At 22.3% G+C, this 14,161-nt stretch carries 10 protein-coding genes; 7 read left to right on the forward strand and 3 right to left on the reverse strand.

Annotation, left to right across the window (positions count from 1 at the left end):
* Positions 1-205 precede the first annotated feature (205 nt).
* Positions 206-2,911, forward strand: a complete 2,706-nt coding sequence (gene polA, locus RJT65_RS01780; RefSeq protein ID WP_343152517.1) for a DNA polymerase I — start codon at positions 206-208, stop codon at positions 2,909-2,911.
* 36 nt (positions 2,912-2,947) lie between these two features.
* Here polA and yihA read toward each other — a convergent pair whose 3' ends face one another.
* Positions 2,948-3,547 (reverse strand): ribosome biogenesis GTP-binding protein YihA/YsxC, encoded by a 600-nt coding sequence (gene yihA, locus RJT65_RS01785; protein ID WP_343152518.1) that lies wholly within the window; start codon positions 3,545-3,547, stop codon positions 2,948-2,950.
* Between the two features lie 406 nt (positions 3,548-3,953).
* Between yihA and typA the strand changes: the two genes are divergently transcribed.
* A complete protein-coding gene (typA, locus tag RJT65_RS01790; RefSeq protein ID WP_343152519.1) occupies positions 3,954-5,771 on the forward strand; it encodes a translational GTPase TypA in 1,818 nt (605 codons plus the stop codon).
* Between the two features lie 5 nt (positions 5,772-5,776).
* Here the strand turns inward: typA and gmk are convergent, their stop codons facing one another.
* Positions 5,777-6,400 (reverse strand): guanylate kinase, encoded by a 624-nt coding sequence (gene gmk / locus RJT65_RS01795; RefSeq protein WP_343152520.1) that lies wholly within the window; start codon positions 6,398-6,400, stop codon positions 5,777-5,779.
* Positions 6,401-6,493: 93 nt separating this feature from the next.
* Positions 6,494-7,417 carry a tRNA-modifying protein YgfZ gene (gene ygfZ, locus RJT65_RS01800; RefSeq protein WP_343152521.1) on the reverse strand — a complete coding sequence of 308 codons (924 nt, stop codon included), beginning with the start codon at positions 7,415-7,417 and terminating at the stop codon, positions 6,494-6,496.
* Positions 7,418-7,631: 214 nt separating this feature from the next.
* On the opposite strand from ygfZ, the gene prfB reads away from it, so the two are divergent.
* From prfB to miaB, 5 genes are all read left to right on the forward strand, one after another.
* Positions 7,632-8,727 (forward strand): peptide chain release factor 2 gene (gene prfB / locus RJT65_RS01805; RefSeq protein ID WP_343152522.1). Its coding sequence is split into 2 segments (ribosomal slippage): positions 7,632-7,697 and positions 7,699-8,727, totalling 1,095 coding nucleotides; the frame shifts between segments, so codons are not numbered across the junction.
* Positions 8,728-8,739: 12 nt separating this feature from the next.
* Positions 8,740-10,260: a lysine--tRNA ligase gene (gene lysS, locus RJT65_RS01810; RefSeq protein WP_343152523.1), complete on the forward strand. Its 1,521-nt coding sequence runs from the start codon at positions 8,740-8,742 to the stop codon at positions 10,258-10,260.
* 35 nt (positions 10,261-10,295) lie between these two features.
* Positions 10,296-11,543, forward strand: a complete 1,248-nt coding sequence (gene lysA, locus RJT65_RS01815) for a diaminopimelate decarboxylase (protein WP_343152525.1) — start codon at positions 10,296-10,298, stop codon at positions 11,541-11,543.
* 201 nt (positions 11,544-11,744) lie between these two features.
* Positions 11,745-12,539, forward strand: coding sequence for a thymidylate synthase (gene thyA, locus RJT65_RS01820; protein ID WP_343152528.1), 795 nt, complete (start codon positions 11,745-11,747; stop codon positions 12,537-12,539).
* 140 nt (positions 12,540-12,679) lie between these two features.
* Positions 12,680-14,014, forward strand: coding sequence for a tRNA (N6-isopentenyl adenosine(37)-C2)-methylthiotransferase MiaB (miaB, locus tag RJT65_RS01825; protein WP_343152529.1), 1,335 nt, complete (start codon positions 12,680-12,682; stop codon positions 14,012-14,014).
* The last annotated feature ends 147 nt before the right edge of the window (positions 14,015-14,161 follow it).

Here is a 14,161-nt window from a genome sequence, read left to right on the forward strand (position 1 = left end):
AAATATTTTTTTAAATAAAATTCAAAAATAGAATTTTTTAATAAAAATAAAAGATTTATATTTATATAAATTATTAATTTTTTAAAAATATTAAATCTATTAAAATATAAATTTATCAATTATAACAAATAAAAAATCTATAATTATTATAGAAATTAATATGTTAAACTTAGTTAATTTTAATAATTTTAAAATTTTAATTTTTATGAATATAAAAAACAAAGACTTAAATAAACTAAACCCTGTTATATTAATTGACGGAAATTTATACCTTTATCGATTTTATTATGCTCTTCCTGAATTAAAAAACACTTTTAATGAACCATCTAATGTCATATATGGAATGGTTAATATGTTGCTAAATCTATTAAAAAAATATACGCCTAAAAAAATAATAGTTATATTTGACTCTTCTCAAAAAAATTTTAGACATTCTATTTTTAAAACATATAAATGTAAAAGAAAAGCAATGCCAGAAAATTTAAAAATTCAAATTTTTCCATTAAAATCAGTTATAAATATGCTAGGTATACCTACATTAAGCATACCTACAATAGAAGCAGATGATATTATAGGAACCATTGCCAAAAAAGAATTCAAAAAAGGAAACATAGTTCTAATTAAAAGTTATGACAAAGATATGGTTCAACTAGTTAGAGATAATATTAACATCATTCATACTGTTAATGGAAAAGTTATTGGACCAAATGAAATAAAAAAAAAATATAATTTTCATCCTAAACAAATTATTGATTTTTTAAGCTTAGTTGGAGATAAATCTGATTCTATTCCAGGGGTTCCAGGAATAGGAAATAAAACTGCTTTAGTTTTAATAAAAAATTTTGGATCAATTGAATCTATCTATAAAAATTTAAATAATATAACATCTTCTATTATAAAAAACTCAAAGAAAATTATTTCTCTTTTAAACGAGTATAAAACATCAATACTTTTGTTTAAAAAACTAATTACTATCAATTCAAATGTTGATATAAATATGAATAAAAAAAAATTAGAATTTTCTAATCCTAAAATTTTAAATCTATCTATATTTTTTGAATATTATAACATTAATTCATGGAGTAAAAAAATTAAAGATTTCGATTTTTTTTATAAAAAAAATACATTAATTCAAAAAAAATTAAATAATTTTACTATTTTTTCACATAATTCTAAGAAAAACATAGATTATTTTCTTAATAAAATAAACCAATCTTCTGCTTTTTCTTTTTCTTTACACTTAGATAACTCTTTAAAAAAAATAAAAAAATTAATAGGGGTAGCTTTTTCAATATCTGAAAAAGATATTATTTATTTTCCCTTTGATAAAAATATTTCTATTAAAAATTTTAAAGAAATTTTTGAAAACAAAAAGAATGTAAAAATTAGCGAAAATTTAAAAAAAGATAGGAAAGTTCTTAAAAAGAATAAAATTATTTTAGATGGTATTCAACATGATATATTCCTTGAATCATATTTGTTAAATAGCCAGTATGGAGAAAAATATAATTTATGCGAACTAAAAGAGAAATGGATAAAAAACAAAGAAAACAATACTAGAAAAAATTCTACTGATATTAAAAAAAATAATTTTTCTATCTTAAATAAAAACGATGTACTAATAAAAACAAAAACTATATTTTTATTACATAAAAATATATGGAATCGTTTAAAAAAAAATAAAGAAAATCTTTTTCTTTTAAATAATATTGATTTGCCTTTAATTAAAGTAATAGAAAAAATAGAAAATAACGGCGTTTTAATTGATAGATCAGTGTTAAAAAAACAGTCTAAAAAAAATGTTTTAAGATTAAATTATCTTAAAAAAAAAGCTCATCAATTAGCTAATTTATCTTTTAATTTACTATCAAATAAGCAGTTACAACCAATTTTATTTAAAAATGTTGATTTAAAAAAAATTAAAAAAAATAAAAACGGGAATTTTTCTACTGCTAAAAATGTATTAAAAGAACTATCCTTTAATAATCCTTTAGCAAAAATTATTTTAGATTATCGAAAATTTAAAAAGTTACAATCTAATTACTTAGAAACATTACCAACTATGATTAACCCAGTTGATGATAGAATTCATACTTCTTACCATCAAACTTTGACTATAACAGGAAGATTATCTTCTTCAAATCCAAATTTGCAAAATATTCCAATCCGAAAAAAAGATGGCGAAAAAATTAGAAAATCTTTTATAGCACCTAAAAATACATTAATTGTTTCAATAGATTACTCGCAGATAGAATTAAGAATTCTAGCTCATTTATCAAATGATCCTTATTTAATTAATGCTTTTAGAAAAGATGAAGATATTCATCTTTTAACAGCATCAGAAATTTTTAATACTTCTATTTTACAAGTTACAAATGAACAACGACAAAAAGCAAAAGTTGTTAACTTTAGTTTAATCTATGGCATGACTGCTTTTGGTTTATCAAAAAAAATTAATGTTAATGTAGACGATGCACAAAAATATATTAATATTTTTTTTAAAAAATACAATGAAGTTTATAAATATACAAAAAGAATTCAAAAATTTGCTTATAAAAAAGGTTTTGTTTATACTATTTTAGGAAGAAAATTATATTTATCAGATATTAAATCAAATAATATATATCTTAGAAAATCTGCAGAACGTTCTTGCATCAATGCTCCTATGCAAGGCACTGCTGCTGATATCATTAAAAAATCAATGATCGAAGTAGATGATTTTTTAACTAAAGAAAAATTTTCTAGTAAAATAATTATGCAAATACACGATGAATTAATATTTGAAATTAAAGAAAAAGAACATCAAGAAATATTACCTCAATTAATATATATTATGGAAAATATTATCTCTTTAAAAATCCCACTAAAAGTATCTACTAAATTAGGAAAAAATTGGGGAGAAATATACTAATTATAATAATCTACTATTTTGATGTTCTATTAAAAATTATTTAATAATATTCCAAGTATTTAACTCATTTTTCAGATTAATAACTCCTATTTTTTTTAAAGAAGAAAAAATATATACTTTTATAAATTTCGAAATGTTATAAATATAATTTTTTATAGTTAGTAACTGTTTTTTTTGAAAATTTTTTGATACTTTATCCGATTTATTTAATAAAATAATAACTTTTATTTTTCTTTTTATTGAAAAAAAAATAATTTTTTGATCAAGAGTTTCTAAAGGATTTCTAATATCCATTAAAACTACTAAACCTATTAAACATTTTCTATTATCTAAATAATTATAGATTAATAATTCTAATTTTTTTTTAATTAATTTTGATAATTTAGAAAAACCATATCCTGGAAGATCTACTAAACGAAAATTTTTAGATACTTCAAAAAAGTTTATTAATTTCGTTCTACCTGGAAATTTACTCGTTCTAGATAATTTTTTATTATTTGCTAAGCAATTAATAGCACTAGATTTTCCAGAATTAGACCTTCCACAAAAAGCAATTTCTATTCCATTAAAATCGTCTAGACCTGAAACACTTGATATACTCTTTAAAAAAAACGTAGAATCGTACTTTATTTTCAAAAATTATCTCCTTTTAAAATAATTTATCATCAATTAAATTTCAAAAAAACATTTTATATTTATAAAAAAATAGATTACTAATTGAATTAGTATTTCAAAAAATATATAATTAATATAGTATAAAAATGTATTTTTAAAAGAATTTTAAATTTAAATAGAAAAATATATTATGATTCATTTTATTAATAAATAGCATTTATAATTAATTTATTGCTGTATAAAAGCACATAGCTTAATTAAAATTTTATATTTTAATAAAAAAATTTAAAAAATAAATTTTTTACAACTATTAACTTACTTAAGCTATACTTTTTATAACTTACAAAAGGAATTAAAAAAAAATTAAAATATTTTTATAAAAATAAAACTTTAATAGTTATACTTTTAATGTCCTAAAGGAAAAACAATGCAAAAAAAAATAAGAAATATAGCTATTATTGCTCATGTTGATCACGGAAAAACTACTTTAATAGATAAATTGTTACAACAATCTGGAACTTTTCAAAATCATGAAGAAACTAAAGAAAGAATTTTAGATTCAAATGATTTAGAAAAAGAAAGAGGGATTACTATCCTAGCAAAAAATATATCTATTAACTGGAAAGGATATAAAATAAATATTATTGATACTCCAGGACATGCTGATTTTGGAGGAGAAGTAGAAAGAGTCATATCAATGGTAGATTCTGTATTGTTAATAGTTGATGCTTTAGATGGACCTATGCCACAAACTAGATTTGTAACTCAAAAAGCATTTGAACATGGAATAAAACCGATAGTAGTTATTAATAAAATTGATAGAAAAAATGTCCGTCCAGACTGGGTTGTTGATCAAATTTTCGATTTGTTTGTAGAACTTAATGCTACGGATGAACAACTAGATTTTCCAATTATTTATACTTCTGCTCTATTTGGTACATCTGGATTTAATTATGAAAAAATGAAAAAAGACATGACCCCTCTTTATGAAGCTATCATTAAATATGCACCAGCTCCTAAGTATTTTTCAGATGATTTTTTACAGATGCAAATTTCACAATTAGAATATAATAATTATTTAGGAATTATTGGAATAGGAAGAATTATTAAAGGAACAATAAAACCAAATCAAATTATTTCAATTGTAAAAGAAAACAAAATAAAAACTGGAAAAATTAACAAGATACTTAGTTATGTTGGTTTAAAGAAAAAAGAAATAGATTTAGCTTATTCTGGAGATATTGTAGCATTAACTGGATTAAACAACATCAGTATTTCAGATACTATTTGTGATCCTAGTCATATAAAACCATTGCCTCGAATAAAAATAGAAGATCCTACAGTAAAAATGATGTTTTGTGTTAATACCTCCCCTTTTTCTGGAATAGAAGGAAAATATGTTACTGCTCCTAAAATATTTACAAGACTAAAAAAAGAAGCTATTAATAACGTTGCTTTACGCATAGAAGAAACTGAAGATGCTAATATATTTTGTGTTTCTGGAAGAGGAGAGTTGCACTTATCTATATTGATAGAAAATATGAGAAGAGAAGGATTCGAACTAGAAGTATCAAGGCCTAAAGTTATTTTAAAAAAAATTAAAGAAAAATTATGTGAACCTTTAGAAAAAACAATTATAGAAATTAATAAAAAATATCAAGGAGCTATAATGTCTATAATTGGAGAACGAAAAGGAGATCTTAAAAATATGATTTCTGAAAATAATGAAAAAGTTCAGTTAGAATATATTATTCCAAGCAGAGCCTTAATTGGATTCCGTTCTTATTTTATGAATATCACTTCTGGAACAGGATTATTTTATTCCTCTTTTAGCCATTATGACGAAATTGTTCCTAATAATATTGGGCAAAGAAGAAATGGCGTCATGATTGCCAATAAAACTGGAACTGCAGTTGGATTTTCTCTTTTTAATCTACAAGATAGAGGAAGTTTATTTATTTCCCATGGAGAAAAAATTTATGAAGGACAAATTGTTGGAATTCATAATAGAAACAATGACCTAACAGTAAATTGTTTAACTGGGAAAAAGTTAACTAATATGCGAGCATCTGGAACTGATGAAGCTATTTCCTTGATCCCGCCTTTAAATATAACTTTAGAATATGCTTTAGGATTTATAAATGATGATGAATTAGTAGAAATAACACCAAAATCTATTAGAATTAGAAAAAAATATTTAACTGAAAGTGCTAGAAAAAGTGCTTCTAGAAATCATAAAAAATAAGTATTTTAATATTTTAATAACTTTTTAATTAAATCAAAATTTTTTCTTTTTTGATAAGATAAACGCAGTCTATTTGCAAAAATAATATTTGTTAAATCAAATAAAGCTGTTTTTAACTTATTGTTTACAATTACATAATCATATTCATGATAATGACTAATTTCAGAAACTGCTGTTTTCATTCTTTTTTGAATAATAAAATCGCTATCTTGACCTCTATTTTGTAGTCTCCTATATAATTCCTGTTTTGAAGGAGGAAGCAAAAAAATACTTTTCGAATTTGTAATTTTACTTCGAATATTTTGCGCTCCTTCCCAATTAATAATTAAAAAAATATCAACTCCTAATAATAAAAATTTTTCTATCATTAATTTTGACGTACCATAATAATTATTAAATATTTTAGCATGTTCTAAAAAAAATCCTTTTTTTATCATATTTTTAAATTTATTTTTTGAAATAAAATAATAATCTTTTCCATTTCTCTCTCCTTTACGTCTTAATCGAGTAGTATAGGAAATAGAAATAGTTATGTTATCTAGAATATTTTTTTTTAACATTTGTTGTATCAAAGTAGATTTCCCAGTTCCACTTGCTGCTGAAATAATAAACAAAGTACCTTTATGCATTATATTTAATCATACTTTTATAAATTATATATAATAAATTAAATTTATTATGCCAGAAAACCCATTAATTATACATATTTTTTTGCTTTAAAACTAAATATAAAAAATTTTTTTTAAAATAAGTTTTTCATTATTTTTTGAAAAAACTCTAAATTTATAATTTTTATTTATTTTTTTACTTAAAATAGCTTGAATCCAAAGAAAATTATTATTACTTGCAACAACATAGATAATTTTTCCAATAATTACCCATTTTTCTTTAATTTTTGCTTCTATTTTAAAATTAATTTTTAAAATATTTTTCTTATATGAAATCATCCAACATAAAAAATTATTCTTTATTTTTTTAAAATAAGCACGAGAAATCACTTCTTGTCCTTGGTAACAACCTTTATGAAAATCAATTCCTTGTATATTTTGTAATCCTAATTCTTGTGGAAGAAACTTCTCTTGAATATTTTTTTCTACTATTGGAAATCCTGATTCTATATCTAAGAAATTCCAATATTTAAAATTTTTAATAATTACCTCTGTAAGCAACATCTTATATAAAAGATGTTTTTTTTCTTTAGGAAAAATTAATAAATATCTTTTTTTTAAATTATCCAATAAAAATAAAATAATATTATCTTCAATAACCATTTTTTTTTCTTCATTAGGAATATTAAAAAAAAATTTTTTTAAAAAAAAATTTGAAGTTACACCAACTAATCCTATTATTTCAAAATCTTTTTCTATGTTGATTGATACTTTTGAAAATATAGAATATTTTTTTAATTCTTTTATTTGAAAATCAACTGTATTTTTCTTAATTATATAAGCATACCCTTCATTATATCGAAATAGCATTAATAATCCTATCACTTTACCTTGAACAGAACAATGAGCAGCTATATTATATTTATAATTTTTAAATTTTTTCATATCTATAGTTAATTTACTTTGTAAATATCTTTTACTATCTTTTCCTGTAACGATGACAACTTTATAATTTTTTAAAATCATTAAAATTGGCATTAATTTCTCATAATAAAAAAAATTTATTTTCTTCTTAATTGAAACATCAAATTTCATTTGAAATACAACCTATTTTTTTATTAAAAAGTATTTTTAAATGTCTATTAATAATTATATAATATTATTATATAAATAGATAAAAAATTATGAAATATATAAATTTATATAAAAATTAAAAATTTGAACATTGTATATTAACAAAAAGAGAACATTTATGTTTGAAATAAATATTATTAAAAATAAAATTAAAAGTTATGAAGAAAAAATAAATGATATACGGAGGTTTCTTTAATTACGAAGAAAAAAAAAATACGATAAGAAAAATAAATTTAAAATTAAATAATCCTGAAATATGGAATAATCCAAAAATAATTAATAAAATTAATAAAGAAAAAATTAATTTAAAAAAAACTTTATTCAAAATAGAAAAAATTATTTTTAAGTTAAAAATTATTAAAGAAGAATTTGAATTGAATTTAAAGGAAAAGAAAAAAAACTTTAATAATTTGCTTATTTCGTTAGGTGAATTAAAAAACATGATTAAAAAAATGGAATTTTATTTTTGCTTTTCTAACATAGAAGATAGTTTTAACTGTTATCTTGATATACAAGCCGGATCTGGAGGAATAGATGCTCAAGATTGGGCTAAAATAATGCTTAGAATGTATTTAAAATGGTTAGATCAAAAAAGATTCAAGGTAAAAATTATTCATGAATCTAATAATGAAGCGTCGGGTATAAAATCAGTTACTGCTCATATCATAGGACCTTATGCCTTCGGTTGGTTAAGAACAGAAACAGGTATTCATCGATTAGTCAGAAAAAGTCCTTTTAATGCTGGAAGCAAAAGACATACTTCTTTTGCATCAGTATTTGTCTATCCTGAAATAGATGATTCAATAAATATTGAAATAAAAAATTCCGATTTAAGAATAGATGTGTATAGAGCTTCAGGTGCAGGAGGGCAACATGTTAATAGAACCGAATCCGCCGTTCGAATTACCCACTTACCTACTGGTATTGTAACACAATGTCAAAATAACAGATCACAACATAAAAATAAAGAAAACGCTATCAAACAAATTAAATGTAAACTTTATCAATTAGAATTAAGAAAAAAAAATAAAAATAAAAAAAATATTGAAAAAAACAAGTCGGATATTGCATGGGGCAATCAAATACGTTCCTATATATTAGATAATTCTAGGATTAAAGATTTAAGAACAAAAATAGAAACAAGAAATGTACAAAATGTGTTAAATGGAGAACTAGATCAATTTATAGAAAGTAGTTTAAAACTCGGTGTATAAGGGATGAAAAAAATGAATTATCAAAAAGATAAAAACATATTTTTAACCAAAGAAGAACCTGATCAAAAAAAAATTAGAAGAAAAAAATTAAATTTTTTTCGTTCTAAAGGCTTTAATTTTCCTAATAAATTTAAACCTACCATTTCAATTAAAAAAATTATTTTAAATTACAAAAATTTAGAAAATTTAAAGCTAAAAGAGCAAAACATAATTGTTCAAGTTGCCGGAAGAATTATTAAACAAAGATTTATGGGTAAATCAACATTTATAATCTTACAGGAAGGAAACAAAGAAATACAAGTATACTTAACTCAAGAAAAAATTTTATCAAACAAATACATTAAGAAATTTAAAGATTTAGACTTAGGAGATATAATAGGAATTAAAGGTAAATTATTTAAAACAAAAACAAAAGAATTATCTATTTACTGTGATAATCTTAAACTACTAAATAAATCTTTACATCCTCTTCCAAATAAATATCACGGATTAATAGATCAAGAATTACGATATAGAAAAAGATATTTAGATTTAATTAGTAATAAAAAAATTTTTACTATCTTTAAAAATCGATCAAAAATTATGATTAATATTCGTCGTTTTATGGAGAAAAATAATTTTTTAGAAGTCGAAACTCCTATGATGCAAAACCTCCCCGGGGGAGCAGATGCTCGTCCATTTATAACACATCATAATACTTTAAATATGAATATGTATCTTAGAATTTCCCCTGAATTATATTTAAAAAAATTAATTATAGGAGGATTTAATCGAATTTTTGAAATAAATAAAAATTTTAGAAATGAAGGAATCTCTACTCGACATAATCCTGAATTTACTATGATGGAATTATATTCTACTTATGATACCTACAAGGATATGATGAAAATCCTTGAAAAATTAATAAAAAAAATAGTTTATAAAACTTTTAAAGAAGAAATAATTAATTATGGAAAAAATAAAATAAATTTTAATGTACCTTTTAAAAAAATTAGCATTAAAAATGCAATTTTAGAACATAATCCTAAAATTAAGTACTCTGACTTAGAATCTTTATCTAAAATAAAAAAAATTTCAAAAAAACTAAATATAGAAATAAAAGAAAATTGGAAAATTGGAAAATTTATTCTTGAAATTTTTGAAAAAACCGTAGAAAAAAAAATTATTCAACCTACATTTATCACTGAATATCCGACTGAAGTTTCATTATTAGCTCGAAAAACAAATTTTGATGAAAACATTGCTGAAAGATTTGAATTTTTCATTGCAGGTTACGAAATAGCAAATGGATTTTCTGAATTAAATGATGCAGAAGATCAAAAAAAAAGATTTAAAAATCAAATAGAAGAAAAAAATATAGATGAATCTAATATGTTTTTTTACGACAAAGATTATATTAACGCATTAGAATATGGCCTACCTCCAACAGCAGGATTGGGAATTGGAATAGATCGTTTAATAATGATTTTAACTAATCAGAATAATATTCGAGATGTAATCCTTTTCCCTATATTAAAAAAAATAAAAAAATAAATTTTATTTCATATACAAATTAATCAAGGAAAAACATGATTTCATCAAATAACATTTTTTTTATTAATATTAATAAAGAAAAAATATTAAAAATCACAAAGTTATATGGAACACCTTTATGGATTTATAATTCTCATATTATTGAATCTAAAATTAAAAAGTTAAAAAATTTTGATACTATCCGTTACGCTCAAAAAGCTTGTTCTAACATTCATATTCTTCGTTTAATGAGAGAAAAAAAAGTAAAAATTGATGCTGTTTCAGAGGGAGAAATTAAAAGAGCATTATTCTCCGGTTTTGATCCCAAAAATAATGAAATCATATATACAGCTGATATCTTTAATGAAGCTACTTTATCTATTGTTACTAAATTTAATATTCCTGTAAACATAGGTTCAATTGACATGTTAGCTCAACTTGGTAAAATTTCTCCCAAACATCCAGTTTGGTTAAGAATAAACCCTAAATTTGGACATGGTCATAATAAAAAGACAAATACTGGTGGAGAAAATAGTAAACATGGAATTTGGAATCCAAATTTAGCAATTGAAATAATAAAAAAATATAATTTAAAATTAGTTGGGTTACACATGCATATTGGATCTGGAGTAGATTATCAACATTTAAAAAAAGTATGTAACTCTATGGTTGAATATGCTATTAACTTAAATAAAAAAATAAATAGTATTTCAGCAGGAGGTGGATTGTCTATCCCTTATCAAATTAGTGAAAAACCAATAGATGTTGAACATTACTTTTCTTTATGGAATGAAGCAAGAAATAAAATATCCAACTATTTAAAAAGAGATATTCATCTAGAAATTGAACCAGGTCGATTTTTAGTAGGAGAATCAGGTATTCTTATTACTCAAGTTAGATCAGTTAAAAAAATGGGAAATAATAATTTTGTATTAGTAGATGCAGGATTTAATGATCTAATGCGTCCTGTTTTATATGGTAGTTATCATGAAATATCAGTAATTAGTGGAAATAAACATACTATTAATTACCAAGAAAAAATTGAAACAATAGTTGCTGGTCCTTTATGTGAATCAGGGGATGTATTTACGCAGTACGAAAATGGAAATATTGAAAAAAGACTATTACCTATTGTTACACCAGGAGATTATTTAATCTTTCATAATACAGGAGCGTATGGTGCTTCTATGTCTTCTAATTATAATAGTCGTCCTTTAATTCCTGAAATTTTATTTAAAAATGATACATTTCATTTAATTAGAAGAAGACAAACAATAGAGGATTTAATTAAACTAGAAATTTAAAAAAAAAATAATAAAAATTATTCAATAAAACTCAAAGATTTAAAAAAATTAATATTACGAAAGATAATATTTTTAATTATGTTATTTATTAATATTTCTAAGTTTTAAAAACATTTAATTTAGTTTAATTAAAAAATGTTTATTAAAAATAGGAACCTTATAAAAATATTCAAAAAATAAAAAATTAATTACAAATAAAAAATGAAAATTTACTTAAAACTAATAAAAAATGTTTTAAACTTTGGAAAAGATAAAAAAGATCGTACAGGAATAGGTACTCTTTCTATATTTGGTTATAATATGCGAATTAACTTAAAAAATGGATTTCCTTTAATAACTACAAAATGTTGTCATATAAGATCAATAATTTATGAATTATTATGGTTTCTTAAAGGAGAAACAAATATTGATTATTTGAATAAACATAAAGTTTCAATTTGGGATGAATGGGCTGATGAAAAAGGTGATCTAGGTCCTATTTATGGAAAACAGTGGAGATCTTGGAAAACTAATAATGAAAAGAAAATAGATCAAATAAAAAACGTAATAAATGAAATCAAAAATAATCCGAACTCTAGAAGAATTATTGTTTCAGCATGGAATGTAAGCGAAATAAACAAAATGGCATTACCACCTTGCCATGTACTATTTCAATTTTACGTATTAAATGATACTTTAAGTTGTCAAATTTACCAACGTTCTTGTGACGTTTTTATAGGATTACCTTTCAATATAGCTAGTTATGCAATATTATTACATATGATATCTCAACAATGTAGTTTATTTCCAGGAGAATTACTTTGGACTGGAGGAGATGTTCATTTATATAAAAATCATATCTCATTAGCTAAAAAACAAATTCTTAGGAAACCAAGACAGTTACCTCAACTAACTATACTAAATAAACCGAAATCTATTTTCGATTATAATTTTAAAGACTTTAAAATCATTAACTATCAACCTTACCCTTCAATTAAAGCAAAAGTGGCAATTTGATAAAATTATCAAAGTTTATTAGCTTTACTTTCTTTTAAAACATAAAAAATATCTAATTAAAATTAAATAATTAATATATAATAAGATATTTTCTTTATAATTAATTTTATAAAAATTTTTACTCGAAATGTATAATATAAATGAAAAAAATATATATTAAAACTTGGGGTTGTCAGATGAATGATTACGATTCATCTATCATCTCTAATCTTTTATTAAATCAAAAGAATTTTTCTATAACAAAAAAACCAGAAAACGCTGATGTATTAATTCTTAATACATGTTCTATTAGAGAAAAAGCAAAGGAAAAATTGTTTCATCAACTTGGTAGATGGAAAAAAATAAAAGAAAAAAATTTAAAAATAATTATTGCTGTAGGAGGTTGTGTAGCAACACAAGAAGGAGAAGAAATTTATAAGAGAGCTAATTATATTAATATTATTTTTGGAACACAAACTATACATAGATTACCTGCTATGATAAAGGAAGTAAATAAAGGGAAGAAATTTCTTATTGATATCTCTTTTCCTACACAAGAAAAATTTGACGCTTTATTAGAACCTAGAAATTCAATAATATCTTCATATGTTTCAATCATAGAAGGGTGTAACAAATATTGTTCTTTTTGTATTGTTCCTTATACTAGAGGCATGGAAGTCAGTAGAAAATGTGATGATATCTTATTTGAAATTATTTCTTTAGCAAAAAAAGGAATTAAAGAAATTCACTTATTAGGACAAAATGTGAATGCTTATAAAGGAGAAACAGCTCATGGAGGAATTTGTTCTTTTTCTGAACTAATTGAACTCATATCTGAAATTGATGAAATTAAAAGAATTAGGTTTACAACTAGTCATCCTATAGAATTTACAGATGAAATTATTAATGTATACAAAACAGTTCCTAAGCTAGCTAATTTTCTTCATTTACCTGTTCAAAGTGGTTCAGATAGAATTTTAAATTTAATGAAAAGAGGACATTCGGTCTTAGATTATAAAAAAATAATTAAAAAGTTGCTTTTAATTAGACCTAATATTCAAATTAGTTCTGATTTTATAGTTGGATTTCCAGGAGAAACTAAATCAGATTTTAATAAAACAATGGAATTAATCGAAGAAATTAATTTTGATATGAGTTTTAGTTTTATTTATTCTCCTAGACCTGGAACTCCAGCTGCTATTATGCCAGATAATGAAATTAGTCTAAACGAAAAAAAAATTAGATTATACTTATTACAAAAAAAAATAAGAAAGCAAGCAGCTAATTGGACAAAAAAAATGATGAACAGCATTCAATGTATTTTAGTTGAAGGAATTTCTAAAAAAAACATTACTGAATTATATGGAAAAACAGAAAATAACAGAACCGCTTATTTTCAAGGATTATCTACAATGATTGGAAAATTTGTAAAAATAAAAATTACTAATACATTTATTCATTCAGTTAGAGGTACATTTGTAGATTATGTTGATTAATACATTTATTTTATAAAAAATAAAAAAAAATTTAAAATTCTAAAACAATTTAACTATGGAAAATTATTTACATTAAAATATGATCATTATTAATTTAGAAAATGTCACCAAAAAAAATGAATACAGCCCTAAAAAAACAGAATTTAT

Origin of the sequence: Buchnera aphidicola (Mindarus japonicus) (assembly GCF_039393905.1) — a bacterium.
GTDB classification, from domain to species: Bacteria; Pseudomonadota; Gammaproteobacteria; order Enterobacterales; family Enterobacteriaceae; genus Buchnera_A; species Buchnera_A aphidicola_B.

Excerpts from the sequence above, each read along its gene's own strand:
- polA (WP_343152517.1), top strand. The coding sequence starts at position 206 with ATGAATATAAAAAACAAAGACTTAAATAAACTAAACCCTGTTATATTA.
- typA (WP_343152519.1), top strand. The coding sequence starts at position 3,954 with ATGCAAAAAAAAATAAGAAATATAGCTATTATTGCTCATGTTGATCAC.
- gmk (WP_343152520.1), bottom strand. The coding sequence starts at position 6,400 with ATGCATAAAGGTACTTTGTTTATTATTTCAGCAGCAAGTGGAACTGGG.
- ygfZ (WP_343152521.1), bottom strand. The coding sequence starts at position 7,417 with ATGCCAATTTTAATGATTTTAAAAAATTATAAAGTTGTCATCGTTACA.
- lysS (WP_343152523.1), top strand. The coding sequence starts at position 8,740 with ATGAATTATCAAAAAGATAAAAACATATTTTTAACCAAAGAAGAACCT.
- lysA (WP_343152525.1), top strand. The coding sequence starts at position 10,296 with ATGATTTCATCAAATAACATTTTTTTTATTAATATTAATAAAGAAAAA.
- thyA (WP_343152528.1), top strand. The coding sequence starts at position 11,745 with ATGAAAATTTACTTAAAACTAATAAAAAATGTTTTAAACTTTGGAAAA.
- miaB (WP_343152529.1), top strand. The coding sequence starts at position 12,680 with ATGAAAAAAATATATATTAAAACTTGGGGTTGTCAGATGAATGATTAC.